At 31.6% G+C, this 22279-nt stretch carries 16 protein-coding genes and 1 pseudogene; 14 read left to right on the plus strand and 3 right to left on the minus strand.

Annotated features, from left to right (window positions below; all coding sequences use genetic code 11):
• Positions 1–37: 37 nt before the first annotated feature.
• Positions 38–163: pseudogene (locus tag EI427_RS26480) on the minus strand (IS91 family transposase); the annotation flags it as partial.
• 74 nt (positions 164–237) lie between these two features.
• Between EI427_RS26480 and EI427_RS00640 the strand changes: the two are divergent.
• Entirely contained in the window at positions 238–1179 is a 942-nt protein-coding gene (locus tag EI427_RS00640; RefSeq protein WP_126610714.1) for an SRPBCC family protein, read from the plus strand.
• 90 nt (positions 1180–1269) lie between these two features.
• On the opposite strand, the gene EI427_RS00645 is transcribed toward EI427_RS00640, so the two are convergent.
• Entirely contained in the window at positions 1270–1527 is a 258-nt protein-coding gene (locus EI427_RS00645; protein WP_126610715.1) for a hypothetical protein, read from the minus strand.
• A gap of 234 nt (positions 1528–1761) precedes the next feature.
• Here EI427_RS00645 and EI427_RS00650 point away from each other — a divergent pair, with 234 nt between their 5' ends.
• The 6 genes from EI427_RS00650 to EI427_RS00675 all read left to right on the plus strand — a co-directional run bounded on the left by EI427_RS00650 (position 1762) and on the right by EI427_RS00675 (position 8948).
• A complete protein-coding gene (locus EI427_RS00650) occupies positions 1762–2967 on the plus strand; it encodes an NADH:flavin oxidoreductase/NADH oxidase family protein (protein WP_126610717.1) in 1206 nt (401 codons plus the stop codon).
• A 260-nt stretch (positions 2968–3227) separates the two neighbouring features.
• The gene (locus EI427_RS00655) at positions 3228–4145 is read left to right on the plus strand and encodes a GLPGLI family protein (RefSeq protein ID WP_126610719.1); all 918 of its coding nucleotides are present in this window, start codon (positions 3228–3230) and stop codon (positions 4143–4145) included.
• Positions 4146–4419: 274 nt separating this feature from the next.
• A complete protein-coding gene (locus EI427_RS00660; protein WP_126610721.1) occupies positions 4420–4899 on the plus strand; it encodes a hypothetical protein in 480 nt (159 codons plus the stop codon).
• A gap of 71 nt (positions 4900–4970) precedes the next feature.
• Entirely contained in the window at positions 4971–5840 is an 870-nt protein-coding gene (locus tag EI427_RS00665; protein WP_126610724.1) for a transposase family protein, read from the plus strand.
• 15 nt (positions 5841–5855) lie between these two features.
• Positions 5856–6305, plus strand: coding sequence for a GLPGLI family protein (locus tag EI427_RS00670; protein ID WP_126610726.1), 450 nt, complete (start codon positions 5856–5858; stop codon positions 6303–6305).
• 36 nt (positions 6306–6341) lie between these two features.
• Complete coding sequence (locus EI427_RS00675) at positions 6342–8948, plus strand: hypothetical protein (protein ID WP_126610728.1); 2607 nt, start codon at positions 6342–6344, stop codon at positions 8946–8948.
• 190 nt (positions 8949–9138) lie between these two features.
• On the opposite strand, the gene EI427_RS00680 is transcribed toward EI427_RS00675, so the two are convergent.
• Positions 9139–10002: a LysR family transcriptional regulator gene (locus tag EI427_RS00680; protein WP_126610730.1), complete on the minus strand. Its 864-nt coding sequence runs from the start codon at positions 10000–10002 to the stop codon at positions 9139–9141.
• Between the two features lie 98 nt (positions 10003–10100).
• Here EI427_RS00680 and EI427_RS00685 point away from each other — a divergent pair, with 98 nt between their 5' ends.
• From EI427_RS00685 to EI427_RS00715, 7 genes are all read left to right on the plus strand, one after another.
• Entirely contained in the window at positions 10101–10808 is a 708-nt protein-coding gene (locus EI427_RS00685; protein ID WP_126610732.1) for a class I SAM-dependent methyltransferase, read from the plus strand.
• A gap of 365 nt (positions 10809–11173) precedes the next feature.
• Positions 11174–15151, plus strand: coding sequence for a starch-binding protein (locus tag EI427_RS00690; protein WP_170178353.1), 3978 nt, complete (start codon positions 11174–11176; stop codon positions 15149–15151).
• A 495-nt stretch (positions 15152–15646) separates the two neighbouring features.
• Positions 15647–17287: a DUF6377 domain-containing protein gene (locus tag EI427_RS00695; protein ID WP_170178354.1), complete on the plus strand. Its 1641-nt coding sequence runs from the start codon at positions 15647–15649 to the stop codon at positions 17285–17287.
• Positions 17288–17492: 205 nt separating this feature from the next.
• Positions 17493–19634 (plus strand): glycoside hydrolase family 97 protein, encoded by a 2142-nt coding sequence (locus tag EI427_RS00700; protein WP_126610738.1) that lies wholly within the window; start codon positions 17493–17495, stop codon positions 19632–19634.
• A 163-nt stretch (positions 19635–19797) separates the two neighbouring features.
• Entirely contained in the window at positions 19798–21204 is a 1407-nt protein-coding gene (locus EI427_RS00705; protein WP_126610739.1) for a hypothetical protein, read from the plus strand.
• Between the two features lie 87 nt (positions 21205–21291).
• Entirely contained in the window at positions 21292–21504 is a 213-nt protein-coding gene (locus tag EI427_RS00710; RefSeq protein WP_126610740.1) for a hypothetical protein, read from the plus strand.
• A gap of 179 nt (positions 21505–21683) precedes the next feature.
• Positions 21684–22202: a hypothetical protein gene (locus EI427_RS00715; protein WP_126610741.1), complete on the plus strand. Its 519-nt coding sequence runs from the start codon at positions 21684–21686 to the stop codon at positions 22200–22202.
• Positions 22203–22279 lie beyond the last annotated feature (77 nt).

The raw sequence follows: 22279 nt of genomic DNA on the forward strand, positions 1-22279 counted from the left end.
CTTACTTTCATAAGCAAAAAAATGAAGTGAAAATGTATTACTTTAAAGTATTTCCTGTTACATTTTGCTGATTTGGTGAAGCTCTTTGAGAAGCAAATCGAGGCATTATAACCATCTCTCTTTTATCACAACAAGTACACAAAAGAGGATCATACCCTAGTTTAGAGAAGTATAACGTATATAAAGATATGTGCTTTTGTTTTTAGGGATAAGTAAATAATATTAATACGAAAAAAAATGAACAAACTTAAACTAAAAGCAGTTGGGGTAACTTCTATAAGTACAATTTTTTTGTTAGCATTTGGAATCTATTTCATTGAAAGTTATGGTGCTCTAGTATTCATTTTTTCACCCTTCCTAATGGGTTTCCTCCCTTCATATATAATTTTGAAATCAGGAGAAAAAATAAAGAAAAGAGCATTGTTTTTCTTATCTCTACAAGTTTTAGGAGTTATTATTTTGATTATACTATTAATCAAAATGGAAGGATTAATATGTATTTTAATGACATCTCCATTGATTTTAATTTGTCAATGGATTGGAGTTGGTTCAGCAATGATGATTATGAATAGAGTGACGCCTAAAAATATCAACTTATTATTAATAATTCTCGGTTTTGTTTTTAGTGGATTCGATTATTCAAATAAAGAATCAAATCAAATACTAACGCCTATCACTACAACTGTAGTTATAAATGCACCTATTGAAAAAATTTGGGATGAAGTAATTGCATTCGGTACAATTGCTGAACCAGAAGAGTTATTATTTAAAACAGGTATATCTTATCCTATTAATGCAAAAATTAAAGGAGAAGGTGTTGGCGCTATTAGATACTGTAATTTTACGACAGGTAGTTTTGTAGAACCAATTACAAAATGGGAAAAACCAACAAAACTATCTTTTTCAGTAACAAGTCAACCGACACCAATGCATGAGTTAAATCCATTTTGGGAGATTCAGCCACCTCACTTGAATGGATATTTTCTTTCAAAAAAAGGAGAGTTTAACTTAAAATCTATATCAGCTTACAAAACAGAATTGTCAGGCACAACTTGGTATACTTTAAATATTAAGCCTCTATTTTATTGGGGAATTTGGACAAATTATATTTTACATAGCATTCATGAACGTGTCTTAAATCACATTAAACAAAAAACTGAAGCATCAACAACAATGTAATAAAAGATATAATCTGTATTTGAAAATACTTTAAGAGGCTGACACTTATTTAAAGTAAGTGATCAGCCCCTTATCAAAGTAGCGATTGCGTTATACACAATCACACTTGAAAAAATCATCGGTGTGATGAGGTGATATATCTCCATCGACACTATAAATTTTCGTGATTTCTATTTCTAAACCACTTTCTAGAACTACATATTCAACACTTTCTCTTTCTGAAATTTTAATTACATTATCCATAATGCTGATTTTGTTACCGTCTTTATCAAAATAAATAATACTATTTATTGGTAGGTTTCCAGAATCAATTAATAGTATAGTGGAATATTTAGATGAGTTTTGCATATCGTGAAATTTAATTTTTATAGGTATTTCGGAGTATTATTCAATTTAAAGAAAAATTACTAAAATTAATTATTTGGTAATTAGAAAGTTACTTTACTGATATCACCCAAAAATTCATTACTAAAGACTAGGTAAACATAAATAACATTTAATTTCTAATCAGTTTGTATATTGTTAATTACAAGTATACTTGCTTGATATTAAAAATATAGACTTTCATAACCAATCAACTTCATGAACATATTAAATAACGAAATGGTTTTGCCAAATGGTACTATTTTAAGTAATAGGATTGCCAAATCAGCAATGAGTGAAAACTTATCAACTAAAGAGCATAGCCCAACCCCAGTTCTAATAGAGGCTTATAAAAAATGGGCACAAAGTGGTGCAGGATTACTGATTTCGGGGAATATTATGATTGACTCAAAAGCGATTGGGGAGCCAAGAAATGTAGTTGTTGAGAATCGGAATAATTTTGAATTACTTCAGGAGTGGGCAAAAAGCGTAGAGGGTACAAAATCGCAGTTATGGGCTCAAATAAATCATCCTGGAAGACAGGCAATGGAGCAAATTAATAGTGAACTGAAAGCCCCTTCTGCAGTTCCTTTAAAATCTGGAGGAAGAAAAGATATATCTAAGAAACTACCTATAGCTTTAGATGAAAATGAGATTTTAGCTATTATTGAGGCATTTGGAAACACTTCTATCATTTTAAAAGATGCAGGTTTTTCTGGTGTTCAAATTCATGGAGCACACGGTTATTTGGTAAGTCAGTTTTTATCTCCAGATGCTAATGTAAGAACAGATAAATGGGGTGGTAGTTTAGAAAATAGAGCTCGATTTGTGATCGAAGTTTACAGAAATATAAGAGCAAAAGTAGGAAGTGATTTTCCTATAGGAATTAAATTGAACTCCGCTGATTTTCAAAAAGGAGGGTTTACGGAGGAAGAATCTATGGAAGTAGTCAAACTTCTTTCTAAAGAAGGAATTGATTTAATCGAAATTTCTGGAGGCACTTATGAAGCTCCTGCAATGATGGGTAAACAGAAGAAAAGTACCATAAAAAGAGAGGTCTATTTTATGGACTATATTCAGAAAGCTAGAAAAATAACAACTACTCCTTTAATGTTAACAGGTGGATTTCGTACAACTGCTGTAATGAAAGAAGCAATTAGTTCTAATCAATTGGATATTATTGGAATTGCCCGCCCATTTGCTGTATATCCTACTATTGGACATGAAATAATGAACGAAAGCCGAACAAGTTTTACTACAGATATTAAAAAAACAGGAGTAAAAGCCATTGATGGGGCAATGAACATAATCTGGTATGAGTCTCAAATAAAACGTTTAGGGCAGGGTAAATTACCTAAGCCTGATTTAAATCCTTGGGGAGTATTTCTAAAGTATTTTTGGTTAATCTTAGAGAAGAAATTTTAGAATTCAATAATCAATCTAATAGCTATTTTGAATCCAGTCTAATTTATTTTTTGAATACCTCGACCTCTTTTTTAATCTGTATTTTCATGGGTTTCTTTAAAGTGAATGATAACTCATCAGCAATTTGTGCAATAAAATCTAGTATGTTCATGATTTATAATTTTTAGTTTCCACTAACTTAGAGAAGTATGACGCATTAGATATACGTACTTTTGTTTTTACAGATAAGTATAATTTTTTGTTGATAACTAATTTGTATTATGAAATATTATTTCACTTCTATATTTTTCTTTTTTTCTTTTTGTTATACATCTGCTCAAGAGGGTAAAAAAGGAAATGCAAAACTCCTTTGTTATTATACTCATTCATTTCAACCTTGGCAAAATGATACAAGTAGAATAGAAGGAGAGTTTATTTTAAGTTTAAATGAAAAATATTCTGAGTATCAATCTATTCAAAATTTTAATAAAGGTATTGTTTTAGATAAAGGAGGATTAAATGGTAATGAAATATCAACTCAAGTTAGTGCATTTACTTCTTTAGCAAGAGTTATTCATGAAATGCCAGATGCTAAAACGAATGATATAATTATAAGGAAAGATCAACAAAATAAGAATGTATATGTGAATCATGGTTATTTGTTTGTAACAAGGAATTTATTTATTGAATCATTAAACGAATTAGAATGGAATGTAACAGATGAAATACGATTAATTCATGATTTTAAATGTTATAAAGCGCTGAGTGAATATGGAGATTATACAATTATTGCATGGTTTGCACCAGAAATTCCTTTTTCAGATGGTTCATATACTTTTGGTGGGCTACCTGGTTTAATTTTAGAACTTTATGATGAACAAAGATTACATCATTTCACGATACACAAAGTAGATAATAATCCTTCATTACTATTAGTAGATAGATGGCAAAATAGTGCAGGAAAATTTGGTATAAAAACATCAAAAAAAATTATAAAAGAGATTGGTAAAAAAAGAAAATTAGTGGAATTAGGTTATAATTTAGAAGATGATCAATTATCTCGATTTTTTGGTCAACCAACTAGTCCATACCCATTAATTGAAGATTTTACGTCAGAAAAAAAAGATGAGTTATTAATAAAATATTCTCTTTATGATAATCTTCTTTTCAAGTTTTATAAACTAGAGAAAATACAATAATTAATTATCATTGATAAGTTAGTTCTTAAATTTTTCTCCTTTCTACCCTTTATGATTTTACGTTTTTTAGCAACAATTTCCTATAGATGAATCAGAAGTATGTCTTTTGACTCTAGAATGTTGTATTATTTGCAAAGTGGAATTATATCAGATAACCAATGGAATCATTATTTGAGTTTATCTTCAAGTGGAATTGATTTTCAATGCTAATAATAAAACATTGGCCATATATTTATATATGGCCAATTTTCAATTACCTTAACTTTTTTAATTTATGAAATTATTAAAACTAATATTCTTATTATTTCTACCAATTTTTACACTAAAAGCACAGATTACAGAAAAAGGCTACTCAACATTTAAATGTTTTTATACTTATCAATATCAACCTTTTAAGCAAGATACTACTAAGTTTCAAGATAAATTCTTATTAATTTGTAATGATGATTTCTCTATTTTTGAAAATTATACTTCCTTTTTATTTTCTAAAGCTTTAAGTGATGATTTTGAGAATAGAAACCTGAATGGGAATAGTTCTGTATTTTCAATATTAGCTACAAATACAAAAGATTTACAAGAACCTGATGCCAATAATTTTTCTGTTATGAAAGATTATACAACTAAAGAAGCTACATATATCTATAACTTAGGGTATATCGCCAATTGTACTTTTACAGAAAATTATGGAGAGTTAAATTGGACTATCACTGATCAATCAAAAATAATAGAGTTTATCACGGTTAATTTCTTATAAAAAGAAAAAATGGCTTAAAGTTTTAGTTTTGTAGTTCCTACACAAACAAAACTATTATAACCTTAGCCATTTTGGATAAAATTAATTCATTAACCTCATTAACTCAAACGGAATTTGATTTTTTATTGAAAGAGTTTTCATATCAAGTTGAAATGAAAATTTCTAACTACACATTAAAAGGAAAGAAAAGAGCTTATCCAAAGTTTAAAGAATCTCGTCTTTCAAGTCTTTATGGTAGTTCCAAAAAATTAGAATTCATTCTAATCTATCTAAAAGAACATCCTAGACAGGTGTTTTTTGGTTCCTACTTTAAAATAAGTCAAGCCAAAGTAAGTGAATGGGTTAACTTTCTATTACCAATTCTGATTGAAAGTTTACGTAAATGCTTTTTATTACCCGATTCAAATGAGCCATTTATAATACCTTCAAATTTAAATTCAATACTTTGTGATGTTACTGAAAGGCAAATCAATAGAAGTATAGATTATGATGTTCAAAAGGAGTTTTATAGTGGAAAGAAGAAGGCTCACACTGTTAAAAACCTTGCTTTCACAGATGAAAGTGGTTTCATTCATTTTATCAGTAACACTTATGAAGGAAGTGCCCATGATAAAAGTATATGGGATGATATTATCGTGAAAGAATCCTCTATAAATATACTTGTAGACTTAGGCTTTTTAGGTGCAGATAAAGAACACGAAAATGTAATTCTCCCCTATAAAACATCTAAAAAAGTGAAACTATCACCTCTTCAAAAACAGATTAATAAAGGAATATCCAGTTTAAGAATTAGAGTGGAACATGCTTTTTCAGGTGTGAAACGTCTTAAAGTTTTAAGTCAAAAAATAAACCTTAGGTCTTCCGAAATACATGATTACCTGATAAAAATAGGTGTTGGATTACATAACTTAAGGATTAGATTCAGAACTTTAATAAATTAACCGTGATAAAGTCTAATAAAAGGATATAATTGCTTTCTGGCAACAACAATTTATGGGAATTATGAAATTGAAGCATGGTTTACTCCTGAGGTACCAGTTTCTGATGGTCCTTATTTGTTTGGAGGTCTCCCAGGGTTGATAGTTTTATTGAATGATAAAAATAATATACATTCTTTTAGTATAGGTGAAATGATTGAAGACAAAACAATAATGCTGAAAGATAAAGTGACAGGTAGAGAACTATTTGAATCAGTTGGATTCAAGAAGGCCTTCAAAAATATGAAAAAGAAAAGACAACAATTAGAATTAGGTTATGATATTGAAAAAGGAAACCCTTTTTTAAAATCTTCTAGTTTACCAAAATTAGAAGATACATCTCATGAAAATATTAAAAAGTTAAAATTGAAATACTCTCTTTATGACAACCTCTTTTTTAAATTTTATGACCCGAAAAAAGAACTATAAGGAGTAATTACTTTTTAAAACTCTCTAACAACATACATGAAATACTTATTAACTATACTGCTTCTTTTTAATACATCTTTTTTAATAGGCCAATCCATCATCCAAGGTGAGATTATCAGTGAGGTTAATGAACCCATAAATGGAGCATCTGTAATTGCATACCAAATCGATAAAGAAATTATTTTAGGATTTAGTATTTCTCTTAGTAATGGACGTTTTAAAATTCAATTAAAGGAACATCAGGATAGCGTGAAAATAGTGGCGAGGTCGCTTGGGTATGCATCATCATCTAAAAATATATTGGTAGATGGAAATCCTCTTCGTCTACAACTGTCTCATTCGGATAAATATTTAAAAGAGTTAGAAGTAAAAACAAAGCCAATTACAGAAGAAGGTGATACGTTAAATTATAATGTAGCATCATTTTCAAAAGAAGGAGATGAATCTATTGAAGATGTCTTAAAACGTATGCCTGGAATAGAGGTTAGTGAAGATGGTAAAATCCAATATCAAGGGAAGGTAATTAATAAGTTTTATGTAGAAGGGAAAGATCTAATGGGAGCTCAATATGCCATTACTTCTAAAAATTTGCCGAAAAATGCTGTAGCCTCTGTCGAAGTTCTGAAAAATCACCAACCGGTAAAAATGTTGAATGAAGTAGTACATTCTGTAGATCCTGCAATAAATATTGTACTAAAGGAAGGGGTAAGTGTCACAGGAAATGCTGAAATAGGAGTAGGAGTACCTAGTATTTGGTATGGAAAAGTGACACCTATGGTTTTCAATAAAAAACATCAGACTATAAATGTGATTTCTTCAACAAACTCTGGAAAAGATGAATTGTCGGCTTTTAATGCTATTAATTTGTTTGATTATTTGGAATTTGGTTTGATAGAAAGCGTCCCCTCTTTTTTATTAGGCAAACAACCGATGGAAAATAATCTCTTCAAAAAGAGTGAATATAATGACCATCAAACGCATACTTTGACAACCAATTATATTACAGGTTTTGGAAAAGGAGACCTAAAAGTTAATATCGATGCTTATTATGATAAACGTTTTCAAGAACTAGCTTCTAATACTTTTTATTTTGTTCCGAATGATACAATTGCCATTAAGAACCTTCAACAATCTACTTTTAATAAGAAGTATATAAAAACAAAATTAACGTATGAACACAATGCTGATGAAAATTATTTTAAAAATGTTTTTCATTTTAAGTTTTTAGAAAATGAAGAAATTTCAAGTTTTTATCAGAATGAGGAATATATACCACAGAATACAAATCGATTGTTTTATAATATTGGTAATAAATTGAGTAAAATTATAAAGCTAGGAAATATATATTATAAGTTGAATGCTTATTTAGAGTATACCAATACACCTGAACAGCTTCACTTTACAGGAGGACCTTTGATTAATTCAATGATAGATTCTTTGCAGAAAGTAGAGCAACAAACTTATCAGAGACATTTAAAAACGTTTATAGGGACGAGTATTATAAAGAAGTGGAAAAATATCACATTAGATACAAAATTCAGTTTTAATTATAGTTTTAAATCTTTGACCTCAGACGTATTTACTGATAAAGAAGGTTCAGGTCTTAATTATCAAAATGATTTATATTATCATGCAATTATACCTAAAGTGTCACCTTCAATTCAATATAAACATAAGAGGTTATTGCTTTCAGTTATACCAAATGTGTCTTACCAGACAAGGATTTTACAAGATCAATTTCAAATTTCTGAAAGCGTAATCCATCAGTTAATATTCGAACCTACTGCGTATATAACTTATAATTTAGCAGGAGTGAAATGGTCAGGACATTATTCTTACAATACAAATTTTTTGGAACTTCCTCAGATGTATAGTGGGATAATTATTAATAATTACAACGCAGCCAACCAACAAGAATTACCAATTCTTCAAACGAAACTTCAGACTTTTAGAAATGAATTGTCTTATGAAATCCCAATGGCTTCAATGAATTTTTACTCCAGTTATGAATACAATACCACTAATAAAGATTGGATTTCAGCTTATGAAGTAAATAATGAGGGAGTCACTTTAATGAAAACTTTGGATTATGAGAATAACCAAGGGATAAGTCAAAAACTGGAAGGAAACATTGATTGGTTTATTTTAGCCTTAAGAACGACAATTAAAGGAGGTGTAGAAGTAGGGGAAAGTGAAGAAAATGTCATTTTGAATGGAGATGATAATAGAAATAAAAATAACTTTATTCAATATGAAGGAATAATAGATTTCCCTATTATTAAGGGTTTAGTATTATCAACTTTCTATACAAGATATAATTCAGAAAATACTTATCAAGAGATGAATAAAGTAAATTGGTCTCAAGAAATTATAGGAGGTGAACTTCAGTTTTCAAAAAAGAAACATTTATTGAAATGGAATAACAAATGGATCAATCATACTTTTGTTGATGATCAATTTCTTTATATGGATCTATCCTATCAATATAAATTTAATAAGAAAACAAAAATAAAATTTATTGCTCAAAATCTTTTAAACCATCAATCTTACACCCAAACAAATATGAATGCCTACCAAAGTAACCAAACTTTTTTCTATTTAAGACCAAGGCAGTTGGTGTTAGAGTTAAAGTTTTCTCTTTAAAACATTCTAAATTTCATTATTTACCGTAACACCAAATGTACATGGAGGGTAAATATGAACATAATCTGGTATGAGTCTCAAATAAAACGTTTAGGACAGGGTAAATTACCTAAGCCTAATTTAAATCCTTGGGGAGTATTTCTTAAGTATTTTTGGTTAATCTTAGAGAAGAAATTTTAGAATTCAATTATCAATCTAATAGAAAAGAAACTGCTGAGTTAGTAATTTGTGTCTCTCCATTTTTAGGTGTAGCAATTAAAACATCTGTTGAAAAATTATTATTTAAACTTAAAAATGATAATTCAGGATAGGTATGACTATTTTTTAAGCTTGATGGTACAATAGAAACGCCTAATCCATTTCTTACTAATTGAATTATGGAATTGATGTTATTGGATTCATGAACAATATTAGGAATAAACCCATATTGAGAACAGATTTCAACTAGCGTATTATAATACGTGGGAGCATAGTCTTTATTAAAAAACACAAATACCTTATCTTTCATATCAGATAAATCAGTAACGGTATCAATTAAAGTGTTATTATAAACTAGAGAATAATAATCTTTAAACCACAGTTTAGAAGTGATTTTTGTAGACACTAAAGGAGCTCTAATAATTCCTAAATCCAACTTGTTTTGTTCTAAAGCTGTAATTTGTTTTACGGTAGACACCTCATATAATTTGATTTTTAAGAAAGGATATTGTCCCGTTAAAAACTTTATAAGTTGGGAAATTTTGTCAGAAAACGTTGAACTAATGTATCCAATACTGTACTCACCATTTACATTTTCTGAAATCTTTTTTGTTTTTAAAACTACAGACTCCAAGCTTTGTAATTGACTAACTACTTCTTCTTTAAAATATTTACCCGCTTCCGTTAAGACTACTTTTTTGTTATTTCTCTCAAATAACCTTGCTCCAAGTTCATTTTCAAGTTCTTTTATTTGTCTGCTTAAAGGAGGTTGAGAAATAAAAAGCTTTTCAGCAGCTTTTGTAAAATTGAGTTCTTCAGCTACTGCTAAAAAATATTTTAAATGTCTTAATTCCATAGCTATACTTTAAAGGTATTATTAGATGACAAATTAAGTCTTTTTAAAGTTAAATAAAGCAACATACATTTGATAAACGCAATTAAAACAATGTAAAGATGAACAAATCAACAGTTACAGAAATTAAAGAACGATTTGATAATGACGTAGAACGCTTTTCAAATTTAGAAACGGGTCAGGTAGCTACAATTGATGCAGAAATATCTCTTGAACTTTTAACCGAAGCGGCAAAAAGGATTGTACCAAATGCTAAAAATGTATTAGATATAGGTTGCGGTGCAGGAAATTATAGCTTAAAGATGTTAACTAAAATCCCAAACCTTAATTGCACTTTAGTAGATTTAAGTAAACCAATGTTAGATAAAGCAGAGGAAAGAGTTTCTGCTGAAACGAATAATAGTGTAGAAACTATTCAAGGAGATATTCGAGAAGTAGATTTAAAAGAAAATAGTTTTGATATAATATTAGCAGGTGCAGTATTACATCATTTGCGAGATGATAAAGATTGGGAAACAACATTTCAAAAGTTATATCAATTATTAAAACCGGGAGGCTGTTTAATGATTTCAGATTTAATAACACAAGAAATTGATGATGTCAATAAATTCACTTGGGAACGCTATGGAGATTATTTAGAAAAAATAGGCGGGAAAGAGTACAGACAAAAAGTTTTGGCGTATATCGATAAAGAAGATTCTCCAAGATCTATGACGTATCAATTAGAATTGATGAAAAAAGTAGGTTTTAGAAAAACGGAAATCTTACATAAAAATATGTGCTTTGGTGCTTTTGGTGGGGTGAAGTAGAATCTACCCACAACAATGTATAAAATGAAAAACGGTTTCAGGTAATAATCTGAGCCGTTTTTCTTTTTACTAAAAATTTATAAAAGAACATACCTATCTAATGTAGTTGTCAGAAAATAATCACTATTGTTCTTTAGTAAACTATAATACGCTTAGCTATCAGCATTTTAAACGAATTAGAAGTATATATAAGTTAGTAGCGCCTTATAAACTTACCCGTACCATTATCTGTGTTTACCCATTAATTAAGTGTTGGAACGACAATAAATAAGGAATTCTCTATTCTTGTGTTACCGTACTCTAAACGACTAACATCATCCTTTACTTCAATAACATTACAACTAGTACTCAATTAAAGTATGAAAATGAAAATTACTAAATTACTATTAGGGTGGATTACCTTTTTGGTACTCTCGTCTTCCAATCTTTTTGCACAAGTAGATTTTAGAGAAGAATCTATCTACTTCTTAATGACCACTCGTTTCTTCGATGGTGATCCAGGAAATAATGTACCAAATGAATGGTCATCTTACAATCCAGATCCAGAGGTTAATCCAGCGATTACAGATCCAAATGATGTCACTTGGAAAGGTGATTTTAAGGGATTGATCGAGAAACTTGATTACATCAAAGACTTAGGTTTTACAGCAATATGGATTACGCCAATTGTACAAAACTGGAGTCCGTTAGATTACCATGGTTATCATGCGTATGATTTCACAAAAGTAGACCCTCGTTTAGAATCACCAGGGGCAACATTTCAAGATTTAATCGATGAATGTCATGCTCGTGACATGAAAATTGTATTGGATATTGTAACAAATCACGCAGGTCGTTTTGGTATAAAAGGACATTCAGAAATTAAGTACAATACAGATACAGCATCTGTTTGGGGTCAGGATAAAGAAGGAAACCCATTGCAACCCAACCCAAATTGGGAATATGATGGTTTAACACCCAACCCAGATGATGGTTTAATATGGAGTAGAGCAAATATTCCAGCACTTCCTGCTCCTTATAATGAGGATTTAGCGTTGTATAACTGGCCAAGTACTATTTCTTATGTAAACACTACAGACGCAGATTGGTACCACCAAAGCGGAAATGGTTTTGCTCAAGGATGGGACGATACAGAAAATTTATACAATAGAGCTTTAGCTGGTGATACGCCAGATTTAAATACTGCGAGTCCAGAAGTTAGAGAGTATTTAGTAAATGCTTATGCTACTTTTATTAATATGGGTGTAGATGCTTTCCGTTGGGACACCATCAAACACATGAGTAAAGAAGATGTTTTATACTTCTTAGATGCATTTAAGGCTGTTAATCCAGACTTATTTATTTTTGGTGAGGTGGCACAAAAACGTCACGAATTACATCAAGAAGAAGCAATTAACCCACACTGGTATACTTGGAGAGGAGCTACAAATGCTTCGGAACCATCAGGAATGGCAGTACTTGATTTTTACGCAGAGGCAAGTTTTCATGGTCCATTTGAATATGGAGAAAGCTTTTCTGGTGTAAAAGCGGCAGACCGTTACGATCATTTATATGCAGATCCTTCTACTAACTTATTATGGTTAGATAACCATGATTTTGGACCAAACAATGATTGGAACAAACGTTATGGAGGAACAGACGAAAACCTTGCAGCTTGTTTAAACTTTATGTTTACTTGGAGAGGAATTCCTATTGTATATTATGGTACTGAAATGCGTTTTATGTCGGGTGCTTTTGCTGATATTCATGATGCACAAGGAATCAAAAAGTCGATTAACGAAACAGGTAGAGCTTATTATGGTGATGTAATGGACCAAGCGCCAAGCCATAAAGTTTATCAACATATTAAAAAATTAAATGCAATTAGATCTGCTGTTCCTGCTTTACAAAAAGGAGAATGGCGTTGGGATGGTTCTACAAGTGGTAACGGAGTTGGTTATGTACGTAAGCACGGAAACAGCGAAGTAGCAGTAGGATTAGCAAAAGATGGTGCTGCAACATTTAATTTTTCTGGTTTAACAAACGGTACGTATAGAGATGCCGTAACAGGTAAAGAATATGCCGTAACAAACGGAACATTAACAACAACAGTAGCGTCTGCTTCTGCATCAATTTATGTATTAAACGGACCTGGTATGATTGGTGGTAATGGTGTTGGTTTCTTCCAAGCAGGAGAAGGCGGACCAAGTAAACCATTTGTAACAGCATCTCCAGAGCCAAAACGTTATGATAATCCAGTAAATGTTTCTCTTTCTGCAACTTTAGGAGCAGGTGGACCTTACACTGTTTATTATACTACAGATGGTAGTTTGCCAACACAAAACAGTGCGGTATACTCTTCTCAAATAGCTGTTACTGCAGATATGGATATTAAAGCGATGGCAAAAGATACAGATGGAAATTTTTCTGATGTAACTACACTATCGTATAGAATTGGAGAAGTAGAAGGCCTAGAAGTTTACTTTAAAAAACCATCTGATTGGGGTGCAGCAAATGTACATTATTGGTCTGAAGTTCCTGTTGGAGCTTTAACACCGAGTGCATGGCCTGGCCCAACAATGGAAGACATTGGAGATGGTTGGTATAAATATGTATTTGAGGCTACTGAGTCTGTCAACTTATTATTTAGTGATAATGGTGGAAGTAAATCAGATGATTTAACGAGATCATCAAACGGTTGGTATGATGGAACAACTTGGCATAGTACATGTCCAGATTGTGAACCAAAACCATTAACACCACCTGTACTTACACTGTCTACAGCTAATAATACGGCTACTTTATCAGCAACTCAAGAAGGAGTAATTTATTATACTTTAGATGGAAGTACACCAACTACATCAAGTACACTTTATACAAGTACAGTTACATTTACAGGAGCTGAAGGAGATGTAATTACATTAAAAGCAATAGCTGTAAATAGTGCAGGAACATCAAACGAAGTAACAACTTCTTATACTATTCCTGTAATTCCAAATGTAGAAGGTATGACTGTTTACTTTAAAACAGATTGTACAAATCCATCTATTTATTTTTGGGCAAACGATGGTGTAGATGCTACAGCTTGGCCGGGTAAAACAATGATGGTTTCTTCAGATTATCCTGGTTTTTATGAGTACACAATAGAAGGTGCTACAACAACTAACCTGATTTTACTTTGTGGTGCTACAAAAGTAACCGGAGACGAAATGGGTGTTGCTGGAGATGTTTGGTACGATAACGGATGGATTCCAAATCCTACACCAACACCAGATACAGTAGCTCCATCAATTAGTATTTCTCCAAACGGAGCAACATTCTCAGGTTCAGGAACAGTAACAATTTCTGCAACGGATGATAAGGATAGTACACCAACTATTTATTATACATTAGATGGTACTACTCCAACAACCACTTCATTAAGTGCTCAATCTTCTCTTGTACTAACAATTACAGAAAGTACTACAGTAAAAGCATTTGCTCAAGATGATACTTTAAATGTTTCGGCATTTGTAAGTGCAAATTTTGTTGTAGAAGAAGTACAAGGTGGATTTACAGTATATACACAAGGATATGAAAATATTCATCATTGGAGTGCTGAACCAACAGGTGCTTTTGCAAGTTCAGCTTGGCCGGGTGTAACAATGTCTATTGAAAATGGATGGTATAAATTCCAATTCCCAGAAAATGTAACATCGAGTAATATTTTATTCCATGGTACAAACGGACAATCTCCAGATATGAACAGAGGTACTGACGGATGGTACAAAGAGGGCGTTTGGTACGACCAAGAACCTGTAGTACTTCCGGTAGATGGTTTAACTATTCATTTAAAGTCTACGTGGTCTGCTCCTAAAATGCATTATTGGAATGCATCGGATGGAAGTTCATCAAATTGGCCAGGTGTTACAATGGTTTCAGATGGAAATGGATGGTATTCTTATACTATCGAAAATGTATCTTCTGTAAATGTATTATTCCATGATGGAAATGGAAATCAAACAGGAGATTTAACAAGATCTTCTGAAGGTTGGTACATGGATGGAACATGGTATAATTCGAATCCTGAGACTAGTAACGGAAGAACAGCAACTTCTACTTTAGACCTAGCGAGTGAGTTACTAATTTATCCTACAGAAATTCAGAATAAATTTACAGTATCATTAAAACTACTTTCTGATACTAATGTAGTACTGCAAATGATTAATCTTAACGGACAAGAAGTAATGGAACCTATCACAGAAAACCTCTTAAAAGGAAGACATAGTTTTACTGTTGATAATATCCAATTGAAGTCTGGATTGTATTTATTGAAAGTAAGTACAGGAGATCAGATCTATGTGAAGAAAATTCTTAAAAAATAATAAAATTATAGATAGGGAAGGAGAACTGTAAAAGGTGTTTCTTCCCTTTTTTTATGCTTGTTCTAGCATCATTTTATAAGGTGGTACGCATTTATACTACTGTGGTACGCTATAAATACAATTTTACCTTAGAATTGTAACTGTCTATTAAGTATGAAAATGAACTATGAATAACTAAGGTATTTTAAGAAAGAGAGTATTTTCTTTCCTAAAAAATCAACCTTCTTGTATAACAAGAACTAAAGAACAAGCACTTATTATTCATCTAATTTTAAATTATCCTGTAAGCATATTCTGATATGCTTACAGGTAATTTATAAAAACTAAAACTAAGATTTTAAATCTCAGATAAACAGAGATTGACATATACATATAATTAGAAGATTAGCAACTGAAATTCTATATAAATAAGACCTTAATAAGGTCTTTTTTTTATGACAAAATGTTATTAACTAATTAATGAGTACTTTTGTTAAGTACATGAAGAAAATGAAAATGAAGATCCACTGCTTAATAGTATTATTTTTAGTTTGTTGTAGTACTATTTATACAAATACGTATGCTCAAGATAATTACGATTTTAGCGAACTAGATATTTACCTTTCTCAGAGAGGGAATTATTTTCAGAAACGCCTCAATCAAATTGATATTATCAAAGAGCAATTACAAGTAGAGAAAAAGCAAACCGTTAAATACGAACTAATGCTACTTTTGGCAAAAAAGTACCTTCCTTATAATTCAGATTCAGCATTAACCTATGCAAGGTCTGTACATCAATTGTCAAAGTCTTTAAACGATACCAATAAGCAAGTAGCATCAGACCTGTTATTGTCTCAAACCTATATTCTTGTAGGCTTGTATCATGAGGCTATAGCGATATTAGATAATTATAGAGACGAAAAACTAAGTCTCAAATTTTTAAGTGAGTACTATGCTACAAATGCTCAACTTTACAATACCTTATTATCGCTAAGAAATACTTCTGGCGTATCGAATCAATATAAAAAAGAGTGGAGGTACTACGAAGAGGGTATTTTAAGAGTAGAAAAAAAAGGAAGTTTATCTTATTTACTTACCAATGCGGAGTTATTAAAAGATAAAGGTGCTTACAAAAAAGCTGTTGAAGTTTTAGACAATCTATTAAATGATTTAAAAGAACAGGATAGGGTGTATGCACCAACAGCTTATGCCTTGGCAGATGCGTACGGAAGAATGGGCAATGAGCAGAAAAAGATTAACTACTTAATTTTATCTGCAAGATCTGATATTCAGAATGGTATTAAAGAGCATGCAGCACTAAGAGAGTTAGCACTCGCACTTTTTAAAATTAACGAGATTCAGAGAGCAAATACTTACTTAAAAGTAGCACTAGAAGATGCTGTAGAAAGTAACACACAATTAAGACAATATGAAGTGCTCGAAATTTTACCTGTAATAGACCATGCCTATCAGGAAAACCAAACGAGAACACGTACCAACATGAAGATTTTTATTACAGTTGTAAGTCTTCTTTCTGTGGTCTTATTTTTTGCACTCTTTTTTATTCAGAAACAAAAAGGGAAGTTGCAGTCTTCTAACAAACAGGTAGTAGATACCAACACCAAATTACATTTACTAAATGAACAGTTAAAAGAAAGTAACGATAAAGTTGCTTCTGCTAACCTTGCACTTAAGAGTGTAAATAACATTCAAGAAGAGTCTATTGCGAGGTACCTTAAATTGTGCTCCATGTACATTGGTAAAATGGACGATTATAGAAAACAACTATTACGTAAAGGAAATAAAGGAACGAAGGAAGATATTTTAAAGCTATTGAAATCGAAAGAAGTGGTAGACCAAGAGTTAAAACTTTTTTATAAAGATTTTGATGAGTCTTTCCTTAAATTATATCCTAATTTTGTGGCAGATTATAACCATTTGATGCAACCAGAAGCTAAGATCATTTTAAAGAAAAGTGAATTGCTTAATACAGAACTTCGTGTATTTGCATTAGTAAGATTAGGGATAGATGAAAGTACACAAATAGCAGAATTTTTAAGGTATTCTATTACTACTATTTATAATTACAGAACCAAAGCTAGAAACAATACAACAGTAGAAAGAGAACAATTTGAAGATAAATTAAAAGAGATTTAACGCTATTGTACAGAGTTATGTGATTGTATTTACATTTTTATTATTAAAATATCACTACTTTTTACGTTCTATGTATGCCTTCTATTAAATTGATAATTAATGTTTTATGTGTTTTATTCAACTACTTTTTAACAACTTGTGTTAGTTCGACACTTTTGTTTACCGTATGTTTGTGTTATCGAAATGAAAACAAAAGCGGTATAGCATGAAAACAAATATCATAACTTTATTTATTGCATTCTTAGCAATATCTACACAAGCACAGACGCTTAAATCACCTAGTGGAAATTTCACTATGGAATTTGCGTTAACTTCTAATGGAACTCCTACATACAAATTAGAACTTGACGGAGACCCTATTATTAAAGAAAGTAAATTAGGTCTTGAATTAATCAATGACACAAACCTTATTAAAGGTTTTAAAGTAAACGGTACTGAAGAAAGTACATTTGACCAAACTTGGGAGCCAGTTTGGGGTGAATTTAAAGAAATTAGAAATCATTATAACGAATTAGAAGTTACACTTCAGCAAGCAAAGACAGACCGCATAATGGTGGTTCGTTTTAGATTGTTTGATGATGGTTTAGGCTTCCGTTATGAATTCCCTGAGCAGCCAAATTTAATTTACTTTGTAGTTAAAGAAGAGCATACGCAATTTGCTATGACGGGCGATCATACGGCTTATTGGATTCCTGGTGATTACGATTCTCAAGAATATGATTACACTATCTCTAAATTAAGTGAGATTAGAGGCTTATCAGAAAAAGCACAAACAGGTAATGTATCTCAAACGTTTTTCTCTGATACAGGAGTACAAACTGCATTAATGCTGAAAACAGATAACGGTACGTATATCAACTTACATGAGGCTGCTTTAATAGATTACTCTTGTATGCATTTAGAATTAGATGATAAGAATTTAGTTTTCGAATCTCATTTAACACCAGATGCACAAGGCGCAAAAGGATATTTACAAGCACCAATGACAACTCCTTGGAGAACAGTTATAGCAAGTAAAGAAGCAGGTGATATCTTATTATCTAGCATTACTTTAAACCTTAACGAGCCTGTAGAATACGAAGATACATCTTGGATTAAGCCAGTTAAATACATTGGTGTTTGGTGGGAAATGATTACAGGAATGAGCTCTTGGTCTTATACAAACGATATCTATTCTGTTGAACTAGGTAAAACAGATTATACAAAAACAAAACCTAACGGTACGCACGGTGCTACTACAGAAAATACAAAACGTTATATTGATTTTGCTGCAGAACATGGCTTTGATGCTGTTCTTGTAGAAGGATGGAACGAAGGATGGGAAGACTGGTTTGGTAAATCAAAAGATTATGTATTTGATTTTGTTACTCCTTATCCAGATTTTGATGTAGATGAAGTACGTGAGTACGCAAAAAGCAAAGGTGTAAAAATGATGATGCACCATGAAACGTCTGGTTCTATTAGAAACTACGAACGCCACATGGATAGTGCTTATCAATTTATGGTAGATAATGGTTACAATTCTGTAAAATCTGGTTATGTAGGTCCAATCTTACCAAGAGGAGATCACCATTACTCACAGTGGATAAACAACCATTATTTATATGCTATAAAAAAAGCAGCTGAATATAAAATTATGGTAAACGCTCACGAAGCAGTTCGTCCTACAGGTTTAGGAAGAACATACCCTAACTTAATTGGTAACGAATCTGCAAGAGGTACAGAATACGAAGCTTTTGTTGGTAATACAGTAAACCACACTACAATTCTTCCTTTTACAAGGTTAGTAGGTGGACCAATGGATTACACTCCAGGTATTTTTGTAACAGATATAAGCAAATACGAAGCAAGCAGAACGTCTTATGTACGTACTACTTTAGCAAGACAATTGGCTTTGTATGTTACAATGTACTCTCCATTACAAATGGCAGCAGATTTACCACAGCATTACGAAATGTACATGGATGCCTTCCAATTTATCAAAGACGTTGCAATTGATTGGGACGATACTAAAGTATTGGAAGCTGAGCCAGGAGATTATATCACATACGCTCGTAAAGCAAAAGAATCTAGTAGCTGGTTTGTAGGTAAAACAAACGATGAAACTCCACGTACGTCAACTATTAAGTTTGATTTCTTGGATACAGATAAGAAGTACATCGCTACAGTGTATTCTGATGCAAAAGATGCTCACTTCAAAACAAATCCACAAGCATATCAAATTAAAAAATATGTTGTTTCTAGCAAATCTAAATTAGCATTATTTACTGCTCCAGGTGGTGGGTACGCAATTAGTATTGTTGAAGTAAAAGACAAAGCAGAAACAAAAGGTATTAAGAAGATCTAACGATTTCGGTCAAAAGACATCAGATGTTAGCGTATTGCTAATGTTTGAAATTCGAAACGTAAAGAAGGAAAACCTAGTCGTATTATATGACTAGGTTTTTTCTATTTTAGAATAATGGTAGCTGTAAAATTTTGATTATCTTCCCTTATCTAAAAATTATAAGATGGAAAATAAGCAAATAGAGCAAACACTTAAAAAGATAATAGATAGTGAAGTATTTGTCTCTTCTTTTAGAGCAAAAGCACTCTTAAATTATTTAATTTCTAAATACCATGACGGAGAAGAAAGTGATTTCTCGTCTTATACCATTGCTTTAGAAGTATTTGATAGAGATGAGGATTTTGATCCATCTTTAGACCCAATAGTAAGAGTACAAATGGGTAGACTACGTATTCTACTATCAAAATTTTATTTGCAGGAGGGAGTTACTGATGATGTAGTAATTACAATACCAAGAGGTAGCTATAAACCAAGAATTTCAGAAAAAGCAACTGATCTAGAAGCAAAGAAAACAGAGGTTCCAGCAGGAATCTCTTATGAGTTTCCTAAACTTCATATTGCACCTTTATACAGTTTTGAAGATAACGTAGAAAAGCAATCTAATTATTTTAAAGAAGTATTATTTTCTCGCTTCCTAAGAACAAACTTCTTTAGGATGACAGATGCTTTAGATGCAGATTTCTACATTTCTACTTTCAAAAATAATAACGATTTTGGTCTTGCGATAAAAGACAAAAACCAACAGGGTATTTTAGAAAAAAGCTTTCCAATTACTAAAGAATCAAGCAATTTAAATGAGCTTTTAGTATTTGCACAGCTAATTATAGATGGTCCTTATGGACTACTTGAGAAGGAGATAGATCAGGTAGAAAGTTTAAAATGGATAAGTACATTTGTGGCTTTCGAAGATATAGTTTTAGAGAAAGGATGGATGGAGTTTTTGGGGGAACTTATCACGAAGTTAGGAAAAGTTGTAGAACAGACTAAGAATAGCTTTGTAGCATCAATATTGATAAAATACTACCATATAGATTATCAGTATAATGTATTGAATTTCCCTAATGGTTTAGATAAAGCGCAAAAATTATTTGATTTATACAACTTAGAAACAGCAGATTTCTTGGCCGAAAAAATATGGAGTGAAATCTATAAGGGCAAACAAGAAAATGCACAAAAGCTTTTTGGTAAGTTATTAGCGATAGAAGGAAAGCATTATGAAACAGAAGTCCAAGAATTACTATTCTATGGCTACTTTGGAGAGACAGAAAACTTTAAATTAAAAAAGAAAAAGCTACTGTCTGTAATAGATAAATTGCCATCAGCATGTGTTACCGTAGAAGTCTTTCTAGTACTTTTAGACGGGGAAGAAGTCAATGATGATCAACTTAAGAGATTAGAAGAACATTTGTATTTTTTTAATCTATTTTTACTTAGTAAGTTATCAAAAACTAAAGCACAAAGAGACAGATTTAAGGCCATTCTAGAAGAAACTACACCTTCAATTAAAGAACACCCAGAAAAATTATTAAGTCTTTGGTGTCACCCTTCGTTTCTTACTAAGATTTTGTAAGCCAAGTTACCCCTCGTAACATTGCGTTACTTCTATGAGAGGTAAGTAAAGTGAATATTTGTAGCATAAACAAAAACAATAAAAGTTATGAAAAATCTATTCACAGCATTTCGATTGCTTACCATTACAACATTAATTAGCGTATCATTTCTATCATGTAATAACGACGATTACGATGATGATGATTACAAAAGAACTCATGGTAATTATACTAACCGCAATAAGCATCCTAACGAGGTTTTACCTCCAGGTTGTCATTGGGAATGGGATGATAACCATTGGGAAAGAGATTGCGACTAAACGCAGTATATTTTATTGATAATAAGTACAAGAACCGTTTTGCTGTAAAGTGAGACGGTTTTTTTTATCTGAAAGATATTTACCCATCTAACAGCACGTTACCCCTCGTAACATTGCGTTACTTCTATGAGAGGTAAGTAAAGTGAATATTTGTAGCATAAACAAAAACAATAAAAATTATGCAAAATCTATTCAATCTTCTTCGTTTAATTACTATAACAACATTATTTAGTATAGCATTAATCTCTTGTAATTCTGATGATAGAAATGATAATGGGATTCCTCCAAAACCTACTACACCATTAAGTGAAGGTTGTTATTGGAAATGGGATGCTGATGACCATCATTGGGAAACAGAATGCGATAACAGAAATAGAAGTGGAAATGGTCGTTATACTAATCCAAACCAAAGACCCGATGAAGTATTACCATCAGGTTGCCATTGGGAGTGGGACCGTGACGATAACCGTTGGGAAAGAGATTGTGATGATGATCGCTATGGAAGGGGCGAACGCCCTGGAAAACCAACATCTCCAAGCCCTTTATGTGATTACATTTGGGATAATGATGACAACGAATGGGAATTAAAATGTAGAGATAATGGTACTGGTAGACCTCCTTTTGATCCAGGAAATTGCCATTGGGATAGAGAAGATGACGGTTATTATCAATGGGAATTAGAATGTGATAATGATTAGTTGGTAGTAGAATGAAAGAATAGGGAAGAGTTACTTCATTTATATGTGGAGTAGCTCTTCTCTATTATTACTATTAT

Origin of the sequence: Flammeovirga pectinis (assembly GCF_003970675.1) — a bacterium.
In the GTDB taxonomy this organism is placed as follows: Bacteria; Bacteroidota; Bacteroidia; order Cytophagales; family Flammeovirgaceae; genus Flammeovirga; species Flammeovirga pectinis.